Here is a 24,291-nt window from a genome sequence, read left to right on the forward strand (position 1 = left end):
TCAATTGTGGGTAAAGGCTTCCTTTTTTTAAAGGGTTGGATTTCCAAAGAAAATTGAAAAAAACAGGCGACTAAGCTTCCGGATTTTTATATTCTTTTTCAAAGAAAACATGTTCATATCTTTTTGATTTTCAACAGTATTTGTATATTGTTTTTTCTTTTTAAACAAAATTTTTATGGGGCTCAAGAACTTCAAGATATGGGGAATTTTTATGGTGGCAGTTGTAGTCATTGCTTTCATGCTGTTTCAACAATCTAGAAGGAACAGGTTAGAACTCCAAGACCAAGCCATAAGAAATATTGAATTGATAAAAGGAAATTTTGAAGTTGGATACCAATCTTTGATCAGCCAAAGTCTACAGAATGAAAAGCGAAGCATTATTAAGAATGAAATAGAAAAAAATGGTAGAAAACCTGATCCTAATTCTAATCAAGATATAATTTTTAAAAACGTTAAAGTTGACAATTCGAGATTAAATTCAGATGATAAAACTAAACCATTTCTAGAGATAGAAATTAACGGAAAATTAAAAAATATAACTTTTGACAACCTTTTAAGTAAAATCAACAAGCAGAAATTTTATGAAACTATATTTCTGACTGATACCTCAGGATCAGTTATTTATCCTTATGATGAAATAGGCAAATCATTTGCGAATTTAAAAAATAAGAAAAGTGATTTTTTTGAAGTACCTATTTATAAGGACCAGATTATATATAATGATGAGGATTATCTGGCTTATTCCACACCTGTCGTGATCGGCAACCTTGACTTTTATCTTACTGCTATTATTAAAACCTCATATTTTGAATCAATCGGCCGAAAGGTGGATTTTACAAATCTTACAATCCTGGTTTTCTTATTGGGATTGATGTTTTTCTCCACCCCGATAATCTCATTTTTTGGTTTTATGGAAGGTGATAAATTGACCCGTTTTGGAGTTTTTTCTATAGGATTATCATTGATAGGGATAATGGTGATGATTGGTTTTGGATTTTCTTTTTTTAAAAATCACCACCCGATTCCTGATTCGGACCATGATAACGCAATAATTTCTATCAAAAATGATCTTAGCCAAAAAGTTGAATCCAAGGTCAAGATTTTACAGCAATGGGATACTTTATGGCAAGAAAACAAGTATAATGAATTGATTAAAATCAACCCTGAAGGAGGTGTCGACAAAATATTTGATAAAGGAACGCCTGATACAATTTCAACATTAATTACCTCCCTTAGACATCGAGAGTATTATTACAATTTTAAAAATGACTCAAAAAGAGAACTTAAAAATGATTCAAAAAGAGACACATTATTCGATGCTTCTCCGTCAAAGCAACTTTACATAGGCTCTCACTATTCCATAGAAAGCGCGGTGCTGGAATCTGTCATCAGTGAACTCCAACCTTCACAAAAAGAGGTAAGAGCAATCACATTTGAGTTGAAGGGCTCCGAGATCCGTCACGGGTATAATGATACCAGGGAATTTATCTTGTTTAAAGATGATGGACTGATTATATACAAAAGTCAAAGAATCAAAGCCGTTGCAGATAGCATTTCTCAGCTGTTATCCTCCGTTAAGTGGAATGAAGTAAATGGAATCATTAACGAAAATAAAGGTGATACAAGTAATTTTAAATGGGAAATACCTTTATACCTGGATGGACATGCATTTTTGGGCACACTGACTAAGTTACAACCTAAAACTGAGTTTGATCAATCGCTGTGGTTTTTGTATCTCAAAGATGAACATCTGGAACACGTTTATTCTTCTTTGGTCACTTACGAAACTTTTGCCTTTATACTTCTATATCTTCTGTTTCTGTCATTTATTTCTTTTAGCAATAAGATAAACCGATTCAGCACTGAAAACCAGCAGCTGGAAAACTTTGCCTATAACTACATTTTCCCAAAACAATCAAAACTTGAAAATTTTAAGTTTTTGATAAAGTTTTCGGTATTTTCTCTTTTTGTGATCCTTTATTACTATCACCTGACATGGGTGAGTTTTTTCGGGATGTTCTTGATCCTCGTAATCAATACTTTTCATTATAGGATTGTCATGTTTATTTTACTTGGCCCTGTTTGGGTTGAGATTACAGATGCGCGCAGAACTTTTTCTTATCGGCTAGAAATGACTATTTCAGCTAACAGACAGATAATTTTGTTTTATTTCTTTATGGGAGTTATCCTGATCCTGACTTTTGTTAAGCTTTTCTTTTTTCTCAATACATGGCATTATTATTTTCTTTTGTTTTGGGTAATCGGATCTACTGTTTTTGTTTCTCTAAAAAGAAAAAAGCTGGAGGCATTACAGCATAAAGCGGATAGAAGATTAAATACAGAATTAGACAGGTCGAAAGAAGAAATTGAAAATAAGGCGCATCAGAAAGAAATTGCTTTGAAGCATAAAAGGCTTACAATCGACTTCCACTACCTATTTACCAACTTTTTTGTAATGTGGATATTCATGATCGGATTTATTCCCGGATACATCATCTATTCAAAAATCCATGGTTACGAATCCAATTTTTGGGAAAGGAATATTAAGCCCAACGATTTTACGAAACCCGATGGGTTTTGGCAGGAATATGATGAAATACGGAGAAATTTCTTTGGGAATATAACTGGTCAGACCGATCCTTTGGTAACCTCGTTTATCTATCCCAACAGATCCCATATAAAACCAATAATAAAAAATCATATTCTCGATCCGCAGTTTACTGAAAATTATGGTAAAAGAATTCCTAAAAGTCCTTGGAAGATCTTTGGTGTGGTTTTAATCTTCTTTGTGATTGTATCGGGATTGGTTTGGCTGGTTATGGCTTTAATTTATAAAATATACTTACTTGATTTCAGCTATTTTCAAGACGATAAACCTAAAGCAGACCAGAAGTTAAAAGAATCTATGCAAAGTTTATTTTTAGTAGGAATTGATTCTGACATAAACTTAAAATGGGTCGAAGAAAATTTGACTGATGATCCCGGGCTTATTGAGATGACGGATTGTGCCTCAAACCCTACTTTATTATGGGGAGAAAGAAATACCCCTGACCTAACCGCGAAAAAGATTTGGCTGATTCAAAACATCCATTGTTTGCCGGATCAGAAGTTGTTGGTCGAAAAATTACCTCACATGATAAGTTTTGCTCATCTCAATGGTGTGCGCTTGATCCTCACTTCCGGGATTTCATGGAGAGAACATTTCCGCTCCTTCAGTCAAAGATTCGATCAAATAAATTATTCGGAGCTGTTTTCTTCTTTCCATTTTGAGTATATACCCATCACAATACCTCCGGATCTTATTGCTGATAGTTTTGGAGAGGAGGAGACAAATATCCTGATCCGATCCAGAAAAGCATATTTCTATAATATCTGGTCTGAATTAAGCTTTGAAGAAAAAAAAGTATGTTACTACTACTGCGAAGAAGGATTTTTCAATTATTCAAATAAACCAACAATACTGGAACTGTTGCAAAAAGGTGTTTTGTCCAGGAAAAAGGATGAACTGCCAAAACTATTTGATAGGAATTTCAGACAATTTTTATTGATAAATATTACTGAAGAAGAAAAGTCATTATTTAAGGCTGACCAGAAAAAACGAGGAAACGTAAATTCTATACAAATAGCAGTAGTCAGTTTTATTCTGATTTCCATTGCCATGATCAGTTATTTTGATAAAACTTTTCTAGATCAAGCTACGACATTTGTAGCGGGGATTGTTGGTGCTTTGGGAAGTTTATATTCCTTATTTAGCAAAGGTATAGCAGGATTGAAAGGAAAAACCGAATCCTGATTTAACTAGAAATTCTATCCTAAAATATTTCTATCCATGTCCAATAACTTACTAGTTTTTGCAGATTATTTCTTTTTGGTATTCCATACCTTATTGATTTGCTTCAACCTTTTTGCTTGGATTTGGAAACCGCTTCGCAAATGGCATTTTGCAACAATTACTTTGACATTGGCATCTTGGGTAATTTTGGGGTTTTGGTATGGTTGGGGTTATTGCCCTTTGACGGATTGGCATTGGGAGGTTCTTAGGAAATTGGGGGAAAATCAGCTGCCCAACTCCTATATCGGATATATTCTGGAAAGGTCCTTTGGATTGAAAATCAAAGCTGAAACCGTGGATCTTTTCACCTTGTTGTTTGCCATATTGGCTTTTTTAATTTCTGTCAAAGTAAATTTCTTTAAGGGAAGAAAATGAATTTTCCTTTACCATTCCTCGTTTTTAGATTCGAACAGTTTTTTCCCAAAAGAATAAACTGTAAAAGAAAAATGAGATATATCCTTCTACTATGGCTTGCGGTATTTTCTTTCCAGGCAATGGCCCAATACGAGGACTTGGACATCAAAATGGAGGAAGCGATGAATCTTTCCGAAGCCGGAGAGCATCTCGAAGCTTATGCGATCTTGTCTGATATCATCCAAAGTAAGACTTATTTTGCGGAAGCGTATTTTTTTAGGGGGATTGTCAGAGACAGGGCAGGGGACAAAACAGGTGCTTTGACGGATTATAACATCCTTCTAGAATTGGACCCGCTACACACAGAAGGGGTTTTTGCAAGGGGTATTCTGAGGTACCAACTCCAACAATACGATTTGGCTGTGGAGGATTTGACCAGCCTTCTCCATTTGTCCAAAAGGGAAACGACTACGATTTTGTACCAAAAACCTGTTTTCCAATCGGGAATAACTGGGATCCTGACCCAACAGAGTGTAGCCAAAGATTATATTTACCAATACCTTGGTTTGGCCTATCCTGGAATGGGTGAATTTGAAAAATCAAATGAATTTTTTGATAAAGCGATCGAATTGCGGCCTTGGAATCCGGATTATTTTTTGAACCGAGGGCGTTCTCATCAAAAAAACGGTGAATTGGAAAAAGCAAAAGCTGATTATGTAATTGCCCTGAAACTTAATCCCAATCATCCCCTCACCAACCAATACCTCGCTGAGATTGCCATTGCCTTAGGCGATGTCGCAGGTGCAGATCTGTATTTCTCAAGTGCCATCAGCGGAGAACCAGAATTTGCCTCCTCCTATAAGCAAAGGGGTTATCATAGACTGAAGGCTTCCAAATGGGAGGAAGCTTTGGGGGATTTTGAAAAAGCTTTAGAAACAGATCAGGATGACATTGAAACCATGCTTTATAAAGCCTACGTGTTGGAAAAATTGGGTTTGGTTGATAAATCCTTAGCAGAATATGAAAATGTCATCGCCCTCGATCCGCTAGAATCTAGTGCCCACTTCGAAAAAGGGAATATTCACTATAAGACAAAAATGTACGATTTGGCAATGGCATCATACCTTCTTGCCATCCACCATAGACCGGATTTCACAGAGGCCTATTACCAAAAAGGGTTGACCCATCACCAACAGAAAAATGATGTAGATGCCTGCAAAGATTTAAAAACCGCTTATGATTTAGGTTTGAAAATGGCTGAAGAAGCCTTGAAAAAGATCTGTAAGTAAAGATTTTGGATTGATCACTTCCGATAATCTTTATAGATAAAAAAAATGAAATCGGACATCTTCATGCTTGAAAATCGAATCAAAGATTTAACAATTAGGATGCAGTGACATTTAGATAAGCTGTTGAGTAGTGAAAAGCCTTTCTAAAGTTGGAACAAAACCAAGAAAATCTCACAACGTCCAATCCGAACTTTGGAAAAGTTCTTCGAATCTTTACCAGCTAAACGACTTTGAATTGGGATGAAACAATAAAGTCAGAAGGTTTGCCTTCTGACTTTATTACTTTTGATGCCCTTTTATGGTTGGTTTTTCTTTGTCGGATCCAAGGGGCTAAATTCAGTTTAAGCTATTTTTTAATGAATTTAAAAATTCTTTGGTATCCATCAGAATTAACAAAGAGAACATAACTTGCCTGTTTAAGTCCAACCCTGGAGATGTCAATTGTAAACTTTCCATCCTTGGTTTGAATTTCCTGGTCAAATAACTTCAAACCCTTCATATCAAAGATATTTACCTGGATTAAATCATATTTGAAATCCGATAATTCAATATGGATCACATCGTCGACTGGATTAGGGTAAAGCTTGGTTCCTATTGGATCGTCGATTGTTGGTTCCAATTCATTGTCCAGAATAGCCGAAATTTCTACTTCGACAGTGTCTTGCGACACATCTCCTTCGTCCATCATCCTGAAGGCAACGGTTTGATTTGGTAATTTGGAAACCTCTGTTGCGGTCAAAGCCCTGTTGTACAAACGGATTTCATCAAGTGCACCGCTCCATTGATTAGCACCTTTTCTTGCTCCAATTTGTAGCTCTGAGGTGTTTGTTTTGATGGTGGTAGCGGAATAGGTTTTTGAAATATCCTGAACTCCGTTAAAATACATGGTTGATTTTGTACCATCAAAAGTTGCAGTAACATGAAGCCAGGTTTTGCCATCGCTCGGATAACTTTTATTGGAGATAAGGCTGTAGGTTGATCCGTTGCTTTCACGATTAAATCTGAATTCTACCTTACCAGAGCCTCGAGTCAACAATTCATAACCGTCAGTTCCTCCTTTGGAAATAATCTGTCTTCCCAATTTGTCTGCCGGCCTAATCCAAGCACTGATTGTAACTTGCTTTGAAATATTGATGGTTGAGTTATGTGGAACTCCACCATATTGGACAGTGGATTTATTAAGCAAGAGGGCCTTGTCAATTTTCCCTGTAATCCAAGTCCAATTTGCGGTAGAGGATCTTTTGGCGTTATTTCCATTTCCAGAATGATCAATGAGTATGCTACCGCTGCCTTCATCCATTTTCCAATAGGCTACCAAACTGTTTGTCGTAAATGACCTTACTTGAGACCAACTGGAGGTTCCTTTTTGGTTTACCGCAGCAACTCTCCAATAATAAGTGACGTTGTTCAATAGTTTGGGAGTAGTAAAGGATGTTGCAGTAATTCCTGATACATTTGATACAAAGGAAGAAAATGCAGAGCTCGTAGATAATTGTATTTTGTAGGAACTGGCATGTTGTGTAATCCCCCAAGTTAAAGTCGGAGAAATGCTGATTTCCTTCGCTGAGTTTGCCGGAGCTGTAAGTATTGGCGCAGCCGGGATAGGGACTCCCCCCGTCACCAAAGTATTAATCTCTACATCTGAAAGCACCCTATTATAGAGTTTTACTTCATCCAAATCTCCTACCCATCTGTTTATAGATGACCTTGCACCAATCTGCAGTTCTGTTGTATTAGTTTTTATGGTTGTTGGAGCATAGGTTGCGGAATTATCGAGAACACCATTGATGAAGATTTGGGATTTTGTACCATTAAATGTTGCCGCCACATGCATCCACGTAGTCCCATCGGTAGGGTAGTTTTGAATGGAATATAATCGGTATGTACTACCGGAACTCTCTCTATTTATTCTAAATTCAATTTTACCAGTTTCAAAAATGCTGAGTTCATACCCATCAGGTCCGCCTTTGGATAAGATTTGTTTTCTAACCAAAGCATTGGTCCTTATCCATGCAGTGATTGTAATTGCATTGGTCATGTTCAGACTAGAATTACTTGGAACAGTTGCAAATCTGTTGGAAAATCCATTTAAATTAATTGCCAGACCATCCTTCCCTTGAACCCAGACTACGCCGGAACTAGTATTCATTATTGTTGCGTTGTTCCCATTTCCTGAACTGTCAATCAGTTTTGCTCCGCTCCCTTCGTTCATTTTCCAATGTCCAACCAAGCCATTTTCCGTAACATTTCCAGAAATTGTCCAATAGAATGTCCTGGACTCTTGGTTAGGTACGGGACTATTTGAGTCTTTTACCGTCACGGTTACGAGATAAGGACTATTGGCCAATGCTCCCGCTTCTATGGTTCCATAAATTCTACCATTTACATCTTCAATAGTTACTCCCGGAGGAAGGTTGATGGCACTGTAGAATAATTGTCCAACGCCACCTGTGGCAGTGAAAAATAGGTTTCCGTCAAGGGTATCTCCGACTTTATCCAACTGATTTTGAATTGTGCTGGTGACTACGATCGGAGCAGATATCTTGGTGTCAATGATTTCAATTGCATTTAATAGCGGGTTTTGTGTTTTTTTGATGAACTCAATGTTTAATGTTCCATCTGAAACCTTTACCATCAATTTTTCCATTCCCCCTTTTTGATGTCCAAATTTTGCTACCAAATCGACGTTTGAAAGAAGAGTAGTTCCTTCAGCTTTTACATCAAACACCCTTGTTTCAACGGTACTTGTTCCGGAGAAGGAATTACCCATGTATAAGTTAACCTGATAATCACCATTAGCTATCGGTATGGAGTAGGTCATTACAGAGGAGTTATTATTATGTCTTTCGTTTTTGAATATTGATTCAAATGTAGTCTTGTCGATATAATCAGGGATAGAGGAATGTTTATTAGCAAACAATAAATTTCCACTAAAATTTGCACCATTTGTAATGGTATAACCATCCCCGGTATACGATCCGTTGATTTCATTCCCTTTCCAGTTTGGAGCCCCATTCAAACCCGCTACTGCAATTCCGCCTGCATTTATTCTGAAAAGAATTTGTTGCGCTGCAACCACATCCACCTTAAAAGTTTGCTCAATAAATAAGCTAGACAGATCTGTGGCTCTGATTGAAATCAAACTGGAATTTGGCAGTGCAGGAAAAGTCAAAGTCAGGATTTTCCCTGCTATGGATGCTCCTACTGCAGAGTTTGAATTACTTGAGACAGTAAAAAGCAGATTTTCCAGTCCATCACTGTCATTGAAATATTCTCCAAGATCAATTTGAATGGATTGTGATCCGACTTGTTTAGTAATATCATTTAATGTTTTGACAATGTATGGTTGGCCCCCGACTACCCTGAAGAAATCGTATGTGGCTAAAAATTCCACACCTTGTGCACCTGAAGTGCCGATGATTCCGATAGCTAGCGGTTTGGAGCTTTGTTGGACAGATTCCAAGACTTTACCCGTTAGGTTTTTAATGCCAAGACTGATCATGTTCCTGTTTCCGATTTTAACCATTGGTTCCACGGTTCCTTGAACAGGCCTAACTTTAAGAATGAAATCTATACTTTCAGAGCCTATTGGTCTGTTGGCAGTAGATATAGCGAAAGTCAATGGAGCAGGATCAGGGACATTATTGATTTCCAAGCCGGCCACGATCTGAGTTTTTGTAAACACAAGTTTAAAAAAGTTGCTTTGCGTTCCGTCACCCATTTGAATCCCAATTTCCCCGTTGTGGGTTACATCGTAAAACAATTGAGGACCCGCTAGGCTTAAGAGCCTTCCGGTTATCAAAAATTCACCGGTTTCATTACCTACATTTACACCGAACTGAAAGCCTTTATGTTGGTTATTTGCTGTCCCGTTTGCAGTGCCCCCCGTGATTGCGAGTTGAACTGCTCCTGCTGCACCGCCAAGTATGTCATTTGGTAATGGACCACCACCGGGTATATCAATCCAGTTCATCCAATTCGGTTTGCCGGAACCATTATTCATAAAACCTGTAAACCCAAGTCCGGAATATCCAAATGGACGGTTTAATTCATCAGTTTTATCAGAAAACAATTCATTATCAATAGGAATGTTAGTTGGATTTCCCAGTTGAAATGGGTCCAATGCATCAGGTATGCCATCACCATCATCATCCAAATCATTTAAGTCAGAGATAAAATCCCCGTCAAAGTCATTTGGTTTTGAGGCAGCAGAACAATAATCCGTTCCATTGTCAAATTCATCCTGATTTGTAAAGCCATCATTGTCATAATCTCCGAGAGGGTCAAAATCAGAATTTGTCTGAAGAATGCAGTTGGTGGTATTTAGAGGTGTTAAAATATGAATCCTATTGTCAAAAGTGGTGACCCAGATTGTGCCGGGGAAAATTTCAGTATCTCCATTTGAAGTGATACCCAAAGCATTTCCTGAATTTAGATTCCATTTATTGGCCTCTAATTGCTTTAAAGTGCCATCTGCATTAAGGCTGATCAGGTGTATGGTACCATTACTTTTTCCGGCTATCAATGACCCTTTGAGGGCCCCGTTAAAACTGGAAGCTGTATATTCCGCTATTCCATTTGTATTAATTGGAAAAATAGTTATAAGCTGTTTTTGTGGTCCATTTGGATTTATTGCGCTTGGAGAGCGAAAATCAGCTTCATCGGGATTGGCCATTGATTTGGGGACCGGAGGCCAGTTCACAGGAAGGGAATTAGAAGCATAAGCGTCAAAACCTGTTTGTCCAGGCGCAACAGGTGCGAGAATCGAAGTACGAAATACTTGATTTGGAGTATAGAGAGGAGTTAGGGTCGACCAATTGGCATCATCACCCAAAGATCTTGTAAAAAGCCCAGCCCCACCGGGATTAAATGGAAACAAAGCTCCTAGAGGATAGGGGTTACCGGGATTTGCACGTATGGGATTGGGATGACCTCCATAATAAGAATCAAATGTGTAAGTATTGATATCCGAGGTAATCATCATCAAATGGTCCCTGTTAGACACATACTCGCCACTTGGTGAGGGGTTTGTGGAATTATTGCCGGGTTCATTACTTAAGTATTTGTTGGTTACTGTTAAAGCATTCCCTTCATTTTCAGGCAAACCTCCCCAGTTGGTGTTGGGACCATTTTCCGTTACATATACTTTTCCGCTTTGCGTAACGACAAGATCATAGGTGTTCCGATATCCACCCGAAAAAATCTGTACCGGACCTCCCGCTACGATCATTCCCATATTTAGACCGTCATTTCCCCCAAATGGATCTCCTACATCAATTCCATTATACCCTGATTGATTTGGATTATAAATTCCATTGGCATTTGGTCTTGAAGGATCATCCAAAGTAGGGATATCATATTTAAATTTCCTGCCTGACAGGGGATCAGTTTTGAGAGGTAACGCTTCAATCGCATTAAGGTCTATACTCAATACCGCTGCGGATAGCGCGTATTCTCCCAGGTAGGCAAAATTCAGACTTGGAGATCCGGCATTGGTATGTCCACCGCTTGTGACCAAAAGATATGGTTTCCCATTAATGACAGTGTACTCAAGACCATTTGGAGAATGGTTTTCCTCTGATCGAGGTAATCCTCTGACAAGATCTACTACCTCCCAACTACTTCCCGTCCAAGTCAATTTTGAAATTATTCCGGAATTGGTATCTAAGGCCTTATCTCCTGAAGGGCCACCCCATTTTGGATCGCTTGAAGTAATATAAATAATTGGATTGGCAGCGGTACCTACTACTGTAATTCCTGTTGATTGGCGATTACTTCTGCCATCTTTTGCCCTAGTACCAATGTCGTCATGGTTAGGAATGTTTTGGATGTCAAGTAGGGTTTGGGCCGCAGTAACCTTATATCCATTGGTAACGGTTTTTTGAATGGTGTATATCTTTATCTGCCCATTCAGTTGGGCGAGATACAGCTTGCCATCTGGACCAAATTTCAGTGAGGTTCCTTTGGCCGGCTGTGTAAAGCCATTCAATTGCAAGGTGTCTAATCCAAAACTTATTGTTTGGCTGAAAATTTCTTGGCTCAATGCCATGAAAATGATAAGCGCGACAAAACTTTTCATTCTGAATAAGGAGAATCTAATGTTACTCATATTTGGCCTGGTTTTTAAAGAATTCAAATAAAAAATTAAAAAAAACTATGGTGTTAAGTTGAGGCGCTCAGTAGGGTCAATGGATAGTTTTGTACTTTTTTGTTTACGCTTATGAAAGTAAAAAAAATTGTTTTGAATACAAAAAAAATGATCCTAAATAGAAGAAAAATAATTTCAAACCAAATATTTCCTGATTTAAGTCAGGAAAAAGGAATTGGATTTAAAATAAGTCAAACCTGAGGAATAATTAATCCTAAAATTTCGGATGTGGTATTGCATTTAGTATAATGCGATTTTTTCACTTTGGGTAATGGGTTAAAAGTCTAAACAAATCACCCAACAAACCCCTTCATTGCTTGCAGCAATTCCCGTTTGGTCATGATTCCACCTTTTCTCCAAAGTATTTTTCCCCGTTTGAAAAGGATGTAATGGGGGATGGACCTTACTCCAAACTGTAAGCTTACCTGCGGGTTTTTTTCCACATTCAGTTTGTACAGTTTGATTTTTCCTGCAAGTTCTTGGATCACTTCTTCCAAGACAGGATTCATGGTCTGGCATGGTCCACACCAATCAGCATAGAAATCCACTAAAACGGCTTCTTCCGATTGTTGGATCACTTCTTTAAACTTCTTTTTTGCCATCTCTCCAATAATTTTTTGTGCAATTTAAGGGGATTTGTAGCTCATCCTCTGTTACCAAAATCACCTAGCTTAGCAATGAGGCAGCAAAACAAAAAGACCTGTCTCTTCCGAAACAGGTCTCTATTTTAAAGATTTGAGTTGAATTATTTTGCAGGACCCGCTGGAGCTGCCGGTAATTCAATTCCGAGTTTGGCCAAAACCAATTCGGTGAATTTGTCTTCGTCTCTGGTGTAAAGCAAGATTGGTGACTGACCTGCTGACTCGGAGAATACGTGCGAATAGTTGTTCTCTGCGGCTACTGCATTGATCGCATTGAAGACTTTTTGCTGAACAGGCGCAAGAAGTTCCTGAAGTTTGTTTTGGTAGGAAACCTGGGCGTCTTGCTCATACTTCTGAAGGTCTTGCTGCAATTTTTGCAATTCCTGCTCTTTGGCACCTCTGGCATCTTCAGTCATAGTGGGAGCGGCCTGCTGGTAAGCCTGCACTTTTTTCTGAAAATCCTGTGCTTTTGTCTGGATGTTGGTCTGCAATTGTGCCTGATAATCCTGTACATCAGCAGCTATTTGTTCCATCTCCGGCATAAGGTCCATCAGTAATTCCACATTGGTATAACCGATCTTTAATTCCTGGGCCTGGGCTACGAATCCTACGCAAAAGAGTGCTATTGCGGAAAGGACGACTTTAATTTTCATCATTTTCGTTATTGAGTTAATTTATTTGTTTTCTATACCTAATTCTTCCAATACAAATTCTGAGTAATCATGCCTGGGGTCTGTGTAGATCATCAATGGACCTGCCGCTTTGTCAAACAAAATCACCAAACTGTTTCTCTTGCACACCCTGTCTATGGCATCATAGATTTTAGATTGCAGAGGCTGTAGCAATTCGGACTGTTTTTGGTAATACTGTCCGTTGATTCCAAAAACCCTGTTGTTGAAGTCGACTGCTTGCTTTTGTTTTTCTTTGATCGTTTCCAAACGTTCTTGGTACATCTCTTCTGTCAGTAAAACTTCTTCCGCTTTGAGGTTTGCATACATGGTTTTTATTCCCTGTTCCAAATCCTGTGCCTCTTTTTTCCACTGATTGCTAATAGATGTTAATTCATCTTGGACAAGTTTGTAATCGGGATGTTTGTTCAGGATATATTCTGAATCGATATATCCGAATTTTTGGGCATCCGCAGACGTGACAAATAGGGTCAGTCCAATTAGCGTGCACAAAATTAATAATATAATCGGTCTTTTCACCATTATCTAAATTGTTGTCCGATGGTAAAGTGGAACTGTGCCCCGCTAGGCCTGGTTGTACCTGGAGCAGGGTCAAATCCATATCCCCAATCCAAACCAAGTAATCCAAATGCAGGCATAAAGATCCTTGCACCAAACCCCGCAGATTTTTTCAGGTTAAATGGATTGTATTCAGCATAAGATCCCCAGTTGTTTCCCGCTTCGGCAAAACCCAAAAGGAAAATAGTAGCAGAGGGGTTTGGAGAAACCAGGAATCTCAGTTCCATGACGTGCTTGTTGTACACGATGCCCCCATACCCTTCTGTGGAGTTGGGATCATTTCTTGTCAATGCTCCCGGGGTTATGACTTGGTTTTCATATCCTCTCAGACCAATGATTTCCTGTCCCAAAGCAAAATTGTTCATGTTCATCCCATCTCCACCCATAACGAATCTTTCCAAAGGAATAATGCCGATTCTGTCGCCATAAGATCCTAAGAAGCCCATGTGGGTCCTTGCACTGATGACCCATTTTTTGGTTCCAAAAAGAGGTGTGAAAAAGGAAGCATCAAACATCCATTTGTGGTATTCGAGCCATTTAAACTTTTCCTCATCGGGAGATTCCCTGTCAATATTGGGATTGAGTGATGCGTACGGTGGTGTCAAAGAAGTAACCAAAGAAATATTGGTACCCATTCTTGGATAAATCGGGTTGTCAATGTTATTTCTGGCCACTGTCGTGACAAGGGCGATGCTATTCAAAGTACCGGTAGGAAAGGACAATCCAAATTGCCTTCCAAATTCAAAGAAATCATAGTTCTGATAGGAAAGGGCAGTACTCAGCATGAAGTAATCATCCGGCCAAGTCACTCTTTTGGATAGGCCAAGGGTGACACCGGTGATTTTGAAGAATCCGATTTCCTGGGCACCAGGATTTCTAAAATCAATCTGTCTTTGAACTGACCTGTTCATACTGAAACTTAAGGCATTTGGCTTTCTGCCTCCAAACCAAGGTTCCGTCAGGGAAACACTGTAATTTTGGAAGGAACGACCATTGGCCTGTACCCTGAGCGAAAGCCGCTGTCCATCACCCACAGGTAATGGTCTCCATTTTTCAAAGTTGCCAATGTTTTTTAGGGAGAAGTTATTGAAAACAAGACCTACAGTACCTACGAATCCAAACAAACCTCCCCAACCACCGGATAATTCAATCTGGTCATTTGGCCTTTCTTCGAGTTTGAATGTAATGTCCACTGTTGCGTTTTCATAGTTTGGACGCATGTCCGGCTCAATTTTCTCCGGGTCAAAATATCCCAATTGGGACAATTCCCTGATAGTTCTTACAAGCAAACTCCTGTTGAATTTTTGTCCTGGCAAAATCCTGATTTCCCGCATCACCACGTGGTCTGAGGTTCGTTCATTGCCTTGGATATTTACCGAGTTAACCGTCACTTGAGGGCCTTCAAAAATCCTCATTTCAATGTCAATGGAATCTTCTTTGATTTTCACCTCGACTGGTTCGATGGAGAAAAACAGGTAACCATTATCTTGATACAATGAACTGACATCATCTCCTTTTTGAGGGTCATAATTCAGCCTTTTGTCCAGTTTTTCTTTGTCATATACATCACCTTTGGCTATTCCAAGGCGGTTTTGTAGCACGACATTGGGATGAAGGTAATTTCCCACGAAGGTAATGTTGCGGTAATAGTATTTCTTACCTTCTTCCAAGGAAATGTCAACATTGACTGTATTATCCGAAAATCTGTACACGGAATCCACGACGATCTCCGCATCCCGATACCCTTTGGAATTATAATAGGCGATGACTTTGTCTTTGTCTTCCCTAAATTCTTTGGAAACGAATTTGGAAGCATTCAAGAAGTTGAGTTTAAAATTCTTGTTGATGTATTCTTTCACCTTATCGTCCTCAACAGGACTCATATGGAAAATCGCATCTGCAGCACTTTTTGGGGTAGTATTGGAAATCCTTGAAGCAATGTCTCTTCCAATGTACATCCTTGGATGTTCTTTGGTTTTCTTTAATTTGGATTTAACTTTTTTCTCTTCAATTCCCTCAGCACCATAGATATTCACTTCATTGATTTTCACTTTGGTTTTGGTATCAACTTCAAACCTAAGTTTTACACTGTTGGGGAGGGTGGTGTCTCTTTCCTGAATAACTTTTACATCGGTATTGAGGTAGCCTTTGTCTACAAAATATTGGCGGATATTTCTCTGGGAAGTGTTCAAAACATCATCTCTGACAACCCGGCCCCTGATTTTGATTTTTTCCTTGAGTTCACTCTCTTGGGTTTTATTTACCCCTGTAAATTCAACTCTGCTGAATCTTGGCCTTTCTGACAGTTCCATCAAAAGATAGATGTCATCACCTTCAATTTTGGTGACTAAAATCTTGACATCTCCGATAATTCCCTGCCCCCAGATCCTTTTGAGAGCGGTGGAAATGGCATCTCCCGGTACTGAAATGACGTCATCTACCCTTAGTCCGGACAAAGATACAATGGCCACCTCATCCAAGGTGGTCAACCCGACGGCTTTGATTTCAGCAATCCTGTATTTTTGTGGTTTGGAATAATTCAATTCTAAAATATCCACAGGCCTGGCGGGGGTGTAGCGGCTTTGTCCCAAACGGATTTGGGCCTGGGCGCTGACAACCCACATCAAAAGGCAAAGGATAATAAAACTCTTTTTCATCAAAATTAAGGTTTAATCTGAGCCCCCGTTTTGCCAAATCTTCTTTCTCTTTTCTGATAATCGAGAATGGCCTCTACAAGGTGCTCTTTTCTAAAATCCGGCCACAACACCTCTGTAAAATACAGCTCTGTATAGGCCAATTGCCAAAGGAGAAAATTACTGATCCTAATTTCTCCGCTTGTCCTGATCAGTAGTTCCGGATCAGGAATGTTTTTGGTGTTCAAATGTGCAGCAATTGCTTCCTGCGTAATGTCTTCAATCTGAAGTTGGTTATCTACTACTTTTTTGACAATGGATTTGATAGCATGCTGGATTTCCCACCTTCCGCTGTAGCTCAGCGCCAATACAACCGTAAGGCCTGTATTTGAAGCGGTCAGGCCAGTGGCTTCATTCAGCTTTTCTTTGGCTTTCCTTGGCAGACTTTCAATATCCCCGATTGAAAGAAGCCTGATATTGTTTTTCATCATGTTGGGGACTTCCCCTGAGATGGTATCCACTAATAGCTCCATGAGTGCCGTGACTTCATCTTCAGGTCTTGACCAGTTTTCCGTGGAAAAAGCATATAAGGTCAGGTATTTTACGCCGACTTCCCCTGCACCTTCAATGGATTCTCGCACCGCCGTAATGGCGTTTTTATGCCCAAAGACTCTCATGGCCCCTTTTTGTTGGGCCCAGCGTCCATTCCCATCCATGATAATAGCAATGTGTTGGGGGATTTTTTCTTTGTTCAATGATTCTTTCATTTCGTAGGATTACGAAAAGCCTTCGTTTTTTGGAGGTACAAAAATGCTATTTCTTTTTCAATATTCTATTTTTGGTAGAAATTAATAAGAATAACATTTTACCGTGCTGAAAGTGTAGCTGATGGTAAGGCCTAAAAAGTAGTACCAGTCCTTATCACTGTAATTGCCATAGTTATAACCCTTCAAGGCATTTGGATTATTTGGATCCGGAAAGCGCGGAATAAAAAGCTCTTCTCCATACAGTTTGTCTATAGCATCTGTAAATGTCGCTCTTGCGCCAAACTCGGCTGCTAAGATCCATTTCTCTGAAAGCTTGTATTTGATGCCTATTCCAAACGGAATCACAGGGGTGCCTACGTTGTATCCTGTGGGATTAGGATCTTCTTCGAATTTCCTTCCCTTACCAACAAAACCGGCAAAACCCAATCCCAAGAATCCGTATGGGGAAAACCTGTATTCGGCAAACCTGTTAGTGAAATCCAGGAAATGATATTCCATGACCACCGAAGCCTCGAAAAGAGAACCATTGAAGCCCGCATTCCTAAATGCCATGACGGGATCGATGGGATTGATGCTGTCTGCAGCATTGAGCCGCGCAAAAGACAATCCTCCCCGGAGTGACCATACATTGTCAAAATTTCGTCTGCCAAACAACGTCCCCTGAAGTCCGATCTGATTTGGATCGAGTCGTCTGATAATATCACCCGAATAGGTGGCTACCCCAAATCCTCCGCCTGCATCATACTTTTGTGCGATTGAGTTTTCAGGTTTTAACAAAACCAGAGAAGCCAAAAGAAATGACAAAGACAAAATCCAAAACTTATTCTTTTTCAAGACGATGCAATTTATGAACTGGACAACGATATAAAAACCCATATAAGTATTTACGGGGTTAATTTTTGTTAATGATGAAGAGTCCTTTTTCCAAAGAAAATCAGTGTAAATCCCTGTAATCCTGCATGTTATTTAATTGAAGAGGGTAATTAATTACTTAATTTCTCATATCAAAGCCCCAATTGAGTTTTTGACGGAGTGTATCAAAATAACTGTATGATGCGAATTTGACCAATTTTGCTGAAAATCCAGCCTTTTTCACTTTCAATTTTACTGAAGCATCAATAGGCGTTGATCTGGAATCCAACGATATGAGGAACTTCTCACTCCGTCCTTCTATTTTGAAGCTGATTTCATTGTCATCCGATACTACTATCGGGCGTACGTTCAGGTTGTGCGGACTGACAGGCGTGATGACAAAATTCCTAGCCCCCGGAGTAATCAAAGGACCGCCACAGCTCAAAGAGTACCCAGTCGATCCCGTCGGTGTGGCTATAATCAGTCCATCCGCCCAATAGCTGTTTAGATACAGGTCATTGATATAGGTATGGACAGTGATCATGGAAGAGGTGTCCCTTTTGTGGATCGTGAACTCATTCAATCCAAAGTTAAGCCCATTGAAAAGGGGGACATCAGATTCAAGCTGGAGCAGAGATCTTGATTCTACGGCGAAAGAACCTGAACTTAGCTCTTCAATACTACTTTCAATATTTTCTTTTGCCACCGTTGCCAAAAATCCCAATCTGCCGGTGTTGACCCCAAGGATCGGAATTTCAAGTTTGCCTACTAGACAAACTGTATCCAATAATGTACCGTCCCCACCGATAGAAATAACAAAATCAGATTCTTTGATAGTGTCTTTTTGATTGAGGGATTTCAATCCTTTTGTGGGGAATGCGTTTTTTTTGAGGGATTTCAGGAGCGATTCTGTGAGGTTGATGTCAATATTCTTTCTCTTCAAAATGTCGAAAAGAAGACTGATCTGAGGAAAAAACTCTCTTTGTACACCTATCCCGTGTAAAGTGATTTTCATGGGTGGATAGGGGTTAGATCTGTAAAAATCTGAATAAGTTGTCTATTCGTTCTTGCTCTCCGTTGACACCTTCCTCTTCTTGGAAATGGTCAAGAATCCTGTAGCCAAATCGCTCTATGGTGGCTTTGACATGCCTCAGTTCAGTTTTGTCAAGCTTCAGGGTCAATTTGATTTTGGAATCATCCAATGGGTCAGAGGATAGAAAGCTGCTCAGAATTTTGGTATTTTCTGATTCGATGATCCGGGAAATTTCAGACAGACTGTAGTCGGTCATATTCATGGAAAGTACCAATACTGCCCCGGCGGATTGGATGGAAAGAGAATCTGCAAATGCGCTGATGGCGTCTTCCATGGTCACTACACCCAAGTAATGATTTTCCCTATCGACCACAGCGATCATATTTGAATGGTATTCGGAGGCTACTTTGATGACATCGTAGATGTGCTTGTCCTGGTACACAAAACAGGAAATGTTTTCCAGGGGAATATTTGCGAAGGTATTCTCCGGATCGTTGAGCGAAAAAACCAGCTCCTCGGTAACAAAACCCATAAATCGGCTTTCATCCACCACAGGCAGAATATCAGTCCTGATTTCCTCCATCCAGTTTAAAGCCAATGCCACCTTGTCATTGAGTTTTAAGGGAGGAATAAGGTTATTGATAAATTCGTAGGCCTGCATGCACTAAATATATTAAAAGGATTCGGAATATAAAACGAAGCTTCTATCAGACAAGTTTGGAATGAACAAAGATTAGCGAATATAGTATTAATAATATTTTAGGAGATTTTTGAGAAACGAAGCCAATTCATGATTATTTCCTTACCAAATTGAGTCAGGTAAGCTTCAGGATGGTATTGAATCCCGAGAATGGGCAGTGTTTTATGCGCCATAGCCATGATTTCACCATTTTCAGTTTTCAAAAGGACCTGAAGGCAATCCGGCGGATTTTTGATTTCGAGTGAATGGTATCTTGTCACCAAAAAGGTTTTTGGTAAGCTGATCAGGATTTCGTGGTCATTGGTCTGATATACGGCATGGACTTTTCCATGGACAGGTTTTTCGCCTTTCGTCAACTTTCCCCCAAAATATTCGCCTATGGCTTGATGTCCGAGGCAAATTCCAAGAATGGGCAGTTTCCCTACATACCAATCGAGGATTTTCATCAGATTGCCCGCCTTTGTCGGAGATTCCGGGCCTGGGGAAAGGATCAAGGCTTCCCAGTTTTTATTGGTGATTTGGCTGAGAGGAATATCATTTCGGACAATTTCAAGTTCAATGCCTGTTTGCCTCAAATAGTCTGCTAGGATATGGGAAAAAGAATCAAAATTATCAATCAATAAGATCATCGGCGGTTTTTTTCACTATTTCCTGAAAAGCGATAACCGTCTTTTTGATAATGGGTGTATATCCGTCCAAAGCATCGATCGTCACAGGAGCAATGGGTTCTACGTAGGAATATATTTTGGAATCCCTGATCCAGTCTTTCGGGACAGAATATTCAAAAGAACCTGCAATCCAGATAAAAAGACTGAGTAAAAACACACTTTTGAAAAAACCCAAGATACCGCCGGCAACATTGTCCATAGATCCAAGAATGGTAAAATCCAGAGACTGTTTTACCAAAAAAGCCAATCCACGGATGATCAGAATTACCCCAAAAAATATCAATATAAAAGCCACAAAGGGTAACATGAAGGTCATCTCATCCACCCTTTTGGAAAGGAACTCAGCACCCCAGTTCATCAGATGAAAGGCTAAGATCAAAGCAAAAACAAAAGCAACTATAGAAAGAAGACCGATAAAGAGCCCTTCCTTGAAGCCCTCATATATACCTATTGCCAAAATCACCACTATGATCAGGTCAAGCATAATAAGATATGTTTAAGAAAGAAGTTCTTTAACTTTCGTGGAGATCGCTTTGCCATCTGCCTTTCCTGCAAGGGCTTTTGACGCGAGTCCCATTACTTTGCCCATGTCTTTGGCACCGGATGCACCTGATTCAGAAATGATGGCTTTCAATTCTGCAACGAGTTCATCTTCGGTCAATTGTTTCGGCAAAAACTCACCGATAATCTCCAGTTCAGCCATTTCCACCGCATAGAGGTCTTCTCTGTTTTGTTGCTTGTAGATGTCAGCTGAATCTTTCCTTTGCTTTGCCGCTTTGGTCAAAAGCTTCATTTCATCTTCTTTGGAAAGCTCAGCGCCGGCGCCTTCTTTGGTTTCTTCCAAGAGAATCAGCGATTTGATTGCTCTCAATGCCCTCAGCCTGTCCTTGTCTCTTGCGAGCATGGCATTTTTTATTTCACTTTCTACACTTGCCTTTAAACCCATTGTCTTGTTCTTTGTGTTATAGGTGTAAATTTGTCACAAAAATATCTTTTAATCTAGGAAAATGACCAAACTGAGCGTAAATATTAACAAAATCGCCACCCTCAGGAATGCCCGTGGCGGTAATAATCCGAATGTAGTTCAAGTGGCTTTGGACGCAGAGCGGTTTGGTGCTCAAGGTATTACTGTGCATCCACGACCGGACGAAAGACATATCCGATACCAAGATGTGATTGACCTTGCCAAGGTAGTCACTACGGAATTCAACATTGAAGGATATCCAGACCAAAGGTTTATGGACTTGATCCGGTCTGTGAAACCTGCACAGGCGACTTTGGTTCCGGATCCGCCACACGCCATCACTTCAAATAGCGGTTGGGACACGATTACCAACCGACTTTTTCTGAGAGACATAGTCGAAGAGCTTCATGAATATGGGGCAAGGGTTTCCATTTTTATCAATCCCGAATCAAAATTTTTTGAACCTGCCAAAAATACCGGAACAGACCGGGTCGAATTATACACTGAACCCTATGCGACGTATTTCCCCACTGACAGGCATGCTGCAGTAAAGCCTTATGTAGAAGTCGCTTTGTTGGCAAAAGACCTTGGCTTGGGATTGAATGCGGGTCATGATTTGGACCTCCATAACCTTAGGTTTTTGAAAGAAAGCATTCCCTTTTTGGACGAAGTTTCCATTGGGCATGCCCTGATTTGCGATGCTTTGTATTATGGATTGGAAAATACCATTCAGATGTACAGAAGGCAGTTGGAGATCTGAGGTCAAAACCCATCCTTCAGACTGTTTCTCCAGGCATAAGCCAACATGGGTAATTGTTGGTAGCTGTTGATACCGGCTTTCACCCCTTGGGTTTTCAAAAAAAGGTCATTGGATTTTCGGCTGATCTCCAAGTTCAATGGTTTTATTTTTTCATTTTCTTTTTGAATAGAAATCAAATCATTTCTGATGCCGGCGGGAAGGGTTTTATAAAACTCTTTAAACAGATCCTTTGACATTCTGTACATGTCATTCATCTGGTATTTCAATAACCTCAGCTGCCCAGAATATTGCAACAATGGATCATCGGAATTGGTACAGATCACCCAGGCAATAAAATTGGCTTCACCCTCGTCTGTCACGCCATAGCTGTGTGCCATTTCGTGGGCAATGGTAAAGGGTTTTTCGAGATGGTGCAAAGTGGGGTCGATGTAACTTTCTCCTGTAAAAGGGAAATAGATTCCCAAAATCCCCATTTTCCGCATGAATCCTGCAGGATAGAATTGCTTTGTCCTTGGATTTCCTGTAAAATTCAATCCTAACAAATAGAGGTTCTCACGCATGTTTGCCCTTACCAATTTTTCCAGGTCGGGATACTCTATGGTTTTTTCTATGGCAATGGTATCTTCTTCGATATTGTATCTAAGCTGACCGAGGATGTTTCTCGTCAGTTCGGTTTCTTTGATAAGCTGTTCCTCACTGAGGGGAATTGGATTGAGACCAACTTGTTGGAAAATCGGAATCCTTTGGTAATTGTAACCCCAAAGTATCAGGAAAAAGAAAACAATGGCACCCAAATAATTGAACAAGGAACGGATAGAATAACCGAGCTTTTTTTTCCAACCTGCGGTCTGATTCAGGCGATAAAAATAAAAACCGATGAAAAAGATTAAAGATGCCAAAAAGATATAAACCGTAGCAAAGGGAAGCAAAGAAAGGGAGAGGTCAATGACATTTCTGATCCCAGGGAAAAAAGCCCTGGAATATATGGCTTCGGTTTTCTCAGGATATTTTACAGCAAAGTGCCTGATCACCAAGCTGATCAGGCCTAACAATGTCCAAGTCCAATTTCCTCTCAGCATCAGAAATACTTAAACCCCTTCTGCCTGAACTTCTTTGACCTCGGGAAGCATCCTTGTCAATAAATTTTGGATTCCTGCTTTGAGGGTGATGGTGCTGGAAGGACATCCGGAGCAACTTCCCTGAAGCAATACTTTCACAATCCCTTCATTGAAACTGTGAAAAACAATGGCGCCGCCGTCCTGTTCCACGGCCGGACGAATATATTCATCCAAAATTCCTTTGATCTTCTTTACTGTTTCGGAATCATTTTCATTGAAAAGTGGGTCCTTTTCGAAGGAAGAAATAACGAGAGCAGATTTTCCTGCTTCCAAATATTTTTTGATATGGTCACGGACAATGTCCTGGATTTCTACCCATTCAATCTCATCTTTCTTGGTGACAGTCACAAAATTGGATGTGATAAAAACCCTGTCCACAGCGGCAAAATTGAACAATTCATTTGCCAAAGGAGAGGTACTTGTACTTGATTGGTCAGGGAAATCAAAGCTGACGCCTTCATCTGTCAACATAAAGTTGACTACAAATTTCAAAGAATTGGGATTTGGATTTGCCTCCATGTAAATATGGACCGGTCTTTTTTGCGCTTGCAGCATATCTGTTTGAGTTAAGTACCTAACATACCACCAAAACCTAGGATAAGTTCCTTTGGTTTTCAATTTTGGGATTTAGATTTTAATGCCTGAAATAAATAGGTTATTGTGAGCTCTATATTGGTGGAAGTCATATCAAAAATCCTGTCTTGGGTTTCAGGTCTTCCAAACTCATAGGAAAGCCGCAAATCGCCCTCTAGGGTACTTTTTCCAAACAAAGTAGAAAGCCCTGCACCACCGGTAAGTCCGTACATAAATCTCCGGGGATCGTCCCCAGGCTGTCCATAGGTAGGAAGAAATAATGGTCCTTCAAAATCCCTGCTTACGTCGGTAGCGTTCAACAAATATCCAAAATGAGGTCCGATCTTGATATGAAATCTCCCTCCTTTGCCTACATAGAAGTTGGACAGCACCGGCATTTTCAGATAGTTCAACTCAGTCCTGTTGGTTCCTTTGAGTAAGGTGTCTGTTTGGGAGAAACCCAAGGTAAGGTACTGCACCTCAATCTGAATCCCTGCATTCTTGCCTGAAAAGTGCTCCATGACAAAAGCGAAAGTAGGCGCACTGATTCCGCTTGTACTGATCTGAGGTCTTCCCGCACTCGTTCGGTAGCTCATGGATGAAACAGAATATCCTCCCCTGATTCCAAAACTTGTCTGTCCCTGGACCAAAACAGGTAAAACCAAGAGAGACAATACAGTGATGTAGAATATAACTTTTCCCATGCTCAAAA

Annotated in this window: 19 protein-coding genes; 4 read left to right on the forward strand and 15 right to left on the reverse strand. The window is 39.9% G+C overall.

Annotated features, from left to right (window positions below):
- The first annotated feature begins 175 nt into the window (after positions 1-175).
- The 3 genes from MMU05_RS19375 (at position 176) to MMU05_RS19385 (ending at position 5,475) form a co-directional block, all read left to right on the forward strand.
- A complete protein-coding gene (locus MMU05_RS19375; protein WP_241143317.1) occupies positions 176-3,793 on the forward strand; it encodes a hypothetical protein in 3,618 nt (1,205 codons plus the stop codon).
- 36 nt (positions 3,794-3,829) lie between these two features.
- Positions 3,830-4,207 (forward strand): DUF2784 domain-containing protein, encoded by a 378-nt coding sequence (locus tag MMU05_RS19380; RefSeq protein ID WP_241143318.1) that lies wholly within the window; start codon positions 3,830-3,832, stop codon positions 4,205-4,207.
- A 71-nt stretch (positions 4,208-4,278) separates the two neighbouring features.
- Positions 4,279-5,475 (forward strand): tetratricopeptide repeat protein, encoded by a 1,197-nt coding sequence (locus MMU05_RS19385; protein ID WP_241143319.1) that lies wholly within the window; start codon positions 4,279-4,281, stop codon positions 5,473-5,475.
- Positions 5,476-5,821: 346 nt separating this feature from the next.
- Here the strand turns inward: MMU05_RS19385 and MMU05_RS19390 are convergent, their stop codons facing one another.
- The 12 genes from MMU05_RS19390 to MMU05_RS19445 form a co-directional block, all read right to left on the reverse strand.
- Positions 5,822-11,584: a LamG-like jellyroll fold domain-containing protein gene (locus tag MMU05_RS19390; protein ID WP_241143320.1), complete on the reverse strand. Its 5,763-nt coding sequence runs from the start codon at positions 11,582-11,584 to the stop codon at positions 5,822-5,824.
- A 332-nt stretch (positions 11,585-11,916) separates the two neighbouring features.
- Positions 11,917-12,225, reverse strand: coding sequence for a thioredoxin (gene trxA, locus MMU05_RS19395; protein ID WP_241143321.1), 309 nt, complete (start codon positions 12,223-12,225; stop codon positions 11,917-11,919).
- Positions 12,226-12,368: 143 nt separating this feature from the next.
- Complete coding sequence (locus MMU05_RS19400) at positions 12,369-12,920, reverse strand: OmpH/Skp family outer membrane protein (protein WP_241143322.1); 552 nt, start codon at positions 12,918-12,920, stop codon at positions 12,369-12,371.
- 18 nt (positions 12,921-12,938) lie between these two features.
- Positions 12,939-13,475, reverse strand: a complete 537-nt coding sequence (locus MMU05_RS19405) for an OmpH/Skp family outer membrane protein (RefSeq protein ID WP_241143323.1) — start codon at positions 13,473-13,475, stop codon at positions 12,939-12,941.
- Positions 13,475-16,168: a BamA/OMP85 family outer membrane protein gene (locus MMU05_RS19410; protein ID WP_241143324.1), complete on the reverse strand. Its 2,694-nt coding sequence runs from the start codon at positions 16,166-16,168 to the stop codon at positions 13,475-13,477. Before MMU05_RS19410 ends, MMU05_RS19405 begins: the two co-directional genes overlap by 1 nt.
- A 5-nt stretch (positions 16,169-16,173) precedes the next feature.
- Positions 16,174-16,911, reverse strand: coding sequence for an isoprenyl transferase (locus tag MMU05_RS19415; RefSeq protein ID WP_241143325.1), 738 nt, complete (start codon positions 16,909-16,911; stop codon positions 16,174-16,176).
- An 81-nt stretch (positions 16,912-16,992) separates the two neighbouring features.
- Positions 16,993-17,745 carry a type IX secretion system protein PorG gene (gene porG / locus MMU05_RS19420; protein ID WP_241143326.1) on the reverse strand — a complete coding sequence of 251 codons (753 nt, stop codon included), beginning with the start codon at positions 17,743-17,745 and terminating at the stop codon, positions 16,993-16,995.
- 157 nt (positions 17,746-17,902) lie between these two features.
- Positions 17,903-18,778, reverse strand: coding sequence for an NAD kinase (locus MMU05_RS19425; RefSeq protein ID WP_241143327.1), 876 nt, complete (start codon positions 18,776-18,778; stop codon positions 17,903-17,905).
- A gap of 13 nt (positions 18,779-18,791) precedes the next feature.
- Positions 18,792-19,457, reverse strand: a complete 666-nt coding sequence (locus MMU05_RS19430) for a CBS domain-containing protein (protein ID WP_241143328.1) — start codon at positions 19,455-19,457, stop codon at positions 18,792-18,794.
- Between the two features lie 98 nt (positions 19,458-19,555).
- Positions 19,556-20,125 carry an anthranilate synthase component II gene (locus tag MMU05_RS19435; RefSeq protein ID WP_241143329.1) on the reverse strand — a complete coding sequence of 190 codons (570 nt, stop codon included), beginning with the start codon at positions 20,123-20,125 and terminating at the stop codon, positions 19,556-19,558.
- Positions 20,109-20,648 (reverse strand): CvpA family protein, encoded by a 540-nt coding sequence (locus MMU05_RS19440; protein ID WP_241143330.1) that lies wholly within the window; start codon positions 20,646-20,648, stop codon positions 20,109-20,111. The genes MMU05_RS19435 and MMU05_RS19440 overlap by 17 nt, the downstream gene beginning before the upstream one ends.
- A gap of 12 nt (positions 20,649-20,660) precedes the next feature.
- Positions 20,661-21,110 carry a GatB/YqeY domain-containing protein gene (locus tag MMU05_RS19445; protein WP_241143331.1) on the reverse strand — a complete coding sequence of 150 codons (450 nt, stop codon included), beginning with the start codon at positions 21,108-21,110 and terminating at the stop codon, positions 20,661-20,663.
- 61 nt (positions 21,111-21,171) lie between these two features.
- Between MMU05_RS19445 and MMU05_RS19450 the strand changes: the two genes are divergently transcribed.
- Positions 21,172-21,888 (forward strand): pyridoxine 5'-phosphate synthase, encoded by a 717-nt coding sequence (locus tag MMU05_RS19450; RefSeq protein WP_241143332.1) that lies wholly within the window; start codon positions 21,172-21,174, stop codon positions 21,886-21,888.
- Positions 21,889-21,890: 2 nt separating this feature from the next.
- Here MMU05_RS19450 and MMU05_RS19455 read toward each other — a convergent pair whose 3' ends face one another.
- From MMU05_RS19455 to MMU05_RS19465, 3 genes are read right to left on the reverse strand one after another with little or no spacing between them, the layout of a single operon-like run.
- Complete coding sequence (locus tag MMU05_RS19455; protein WP_241143333.1) at positions 21,891-22,967, reverse strand: DUF3810 domain-containing protein; 1,077 nt, start codon at positions 22,965-22,967, stop codon at positions 21,891-21,893.
- Positions 22,968-22,976: 9 nt separating this feature from the next.
- The gene (locus tag MMU05_RS19460; RefSeq protein ID WP_241143334.1) at positions 22,977-23,561 is read right to left on the reverse strand and encodes a NifU family protein; all 585 of its coding nucleotides are present in this window, start codon (positions 23,559-23,561) and stop codon (positions 22,977-22,979) included.
- Between the two features lie 59 nt (positions 23,562-23,620).
- A complete protein-coding gene (locus MMU05_RS19465) occupies positions 23,621-24,283 on the reverse strand; it encodes a porin family protein (RefSeq protein WP_241143335.1) in 663 nt (220 codons plus the stop codon).
- Positions 24,284-24,291 lie beyond the last annotated feature (8 nt).

Source organism: Cognataquiflexum rubidum (assembly GCF_022538115.1).
Lineage (GTDB): Bacteria > Bacteroidota > Bacteroidia > Cytophagales > Cyclobacteriaceae > Cognataquiflexum > Cognataquiflexum rubidum.

Excerpts from the sequence above, each read along its gene's own strand:
- MMU05_RS19375 (WP_241143317.1), top strand. The coding sequence starts at position 176 with ATGGGGCTCAAGAACTTCAAGATATGGGGAATTTTTATGGTGGCAGTT.
- MMU05_RS19380 (WP_241143318.1), top strand. The coding sequence starts at position 3,830 with ATGTCCAATAACTTACTAGTTTTTGCAGATTATTTCTTTTTGGTATTC.
- MMU05_RS19385 (WP_241143319.1), top strand. The coding sequence starts at position 4,279 with ATGAGATATATCCTTCTACTATGGCTTGCGGTATTTTCTTTCCAGGCA.
- MMU05_RS19390 (WP_241143320.1), bottom strand. The coding sequence starts at position 11,584 with ATGAGTAACATTAGATTCTCCTTATTCAGAATGAAAAGTTTTGTCGCG.
- trxA (WP_241143321.1), bottom strand. The coding sequence starts at position 12,225 with ATGGCAAAAAAGAAGTTTAAAGAAGTGATCCAACAATCGGAAGAAGCC.
- MMU05_RS19400 (WP_241143322.1), bottom strand. The coding sequence starts at position 12,920 with ATGATGAAAATTAAAGTCGTCCTTTCCGCAATAGCACTCTTTTGCGTA.
- MMU05_RS19405 (WP_241143323.1), bottom strand. The coding sequence starts at position 13,475 with ATGGTGAAAAGACCGATTATATTATTAATTTTGTGCACGCTAATTGGA.
- MMU05_RS19410 (WP_241143324.1), bottom strand. The coding sequence starts at position 16,168 with ATGAAAAAGAGTTTTATTATCCTTTGCCTTTTGATGTGGGTTGTCAGC.
- MMU05_RS19415 (WP_241143325.1), bottom strand. The coding sequence starts at position 16,911 with ATGAAAGAATCATTGAACAAAGAAAAAATCCCCCAACACATTGCTATT.
- MMU05_RS19425 (WP_241143327.1), bottom strand. The coding sequence starts at position 18,778 with ATGAAAATCACTTTACACGGGATAGGTGTACAAAGAGAGTTTTTTCCT.
- MMU05_RS19430 (WP_241143328.1), bottom strand. The coding sequence starts at position 19,457 with ATGCAGGCCTACGAATTTATCAATAACCTTATTCCTCCCTTAAAACTC.
- MMU05_RS19435 (WP_241143329.1), bottom strand. The coding sequence starts at position 20,125 with ATGATCTTATTGATTGATAATTTTGATTCTTTTTCCCATATCCTAGCA.
- MMU05_RS19440 (WP_241143330.1), bottom strand. The coding sequence starts at position 20,648 with ATGCTTGACCTGATCATAGTGGTGATTTTGGCAATAGGTATATATGAG.
- MMU05_RS19445 (WP_241143331.1), bottom strand. The coding sequence starts at position 21,110 with ATGGGTTTAAAGGCAAGTGTAGAAAGTGAAATAAAAAATGCCATGCTC.
- MMU05_RS19450 (WP_241143332.1), top strand. The coding sequence starts at position 21,172 with ATGACCAAACTGAGCGTAAATATTAACAAAATCGCCACCCTCAGGAAT.
- MMU05_RS19455 (WP_241143333.1), bottom strand. The coding sequence starts at position 22,967 with ATGCTGAGAGGAAATTGGACTTGGACATTGTTAGGCCTGATCAGCTTG.
- MMU05_RS19460 (WP_241143334.1), bottom strand. The coding sequence starts at position 23,561 with ATGCTGCAAGCGCAAAAAAGACCGGTCCATATTTACATGGAGGCAAAT.
- MMU05_RS19465 (WP_241143335.1), bottom strand. The coding sequence starts at position 24,283 with ATGGGAAAAGTTATATTCTACATCACTGTATTGTCTCTCTTGGTTTTA.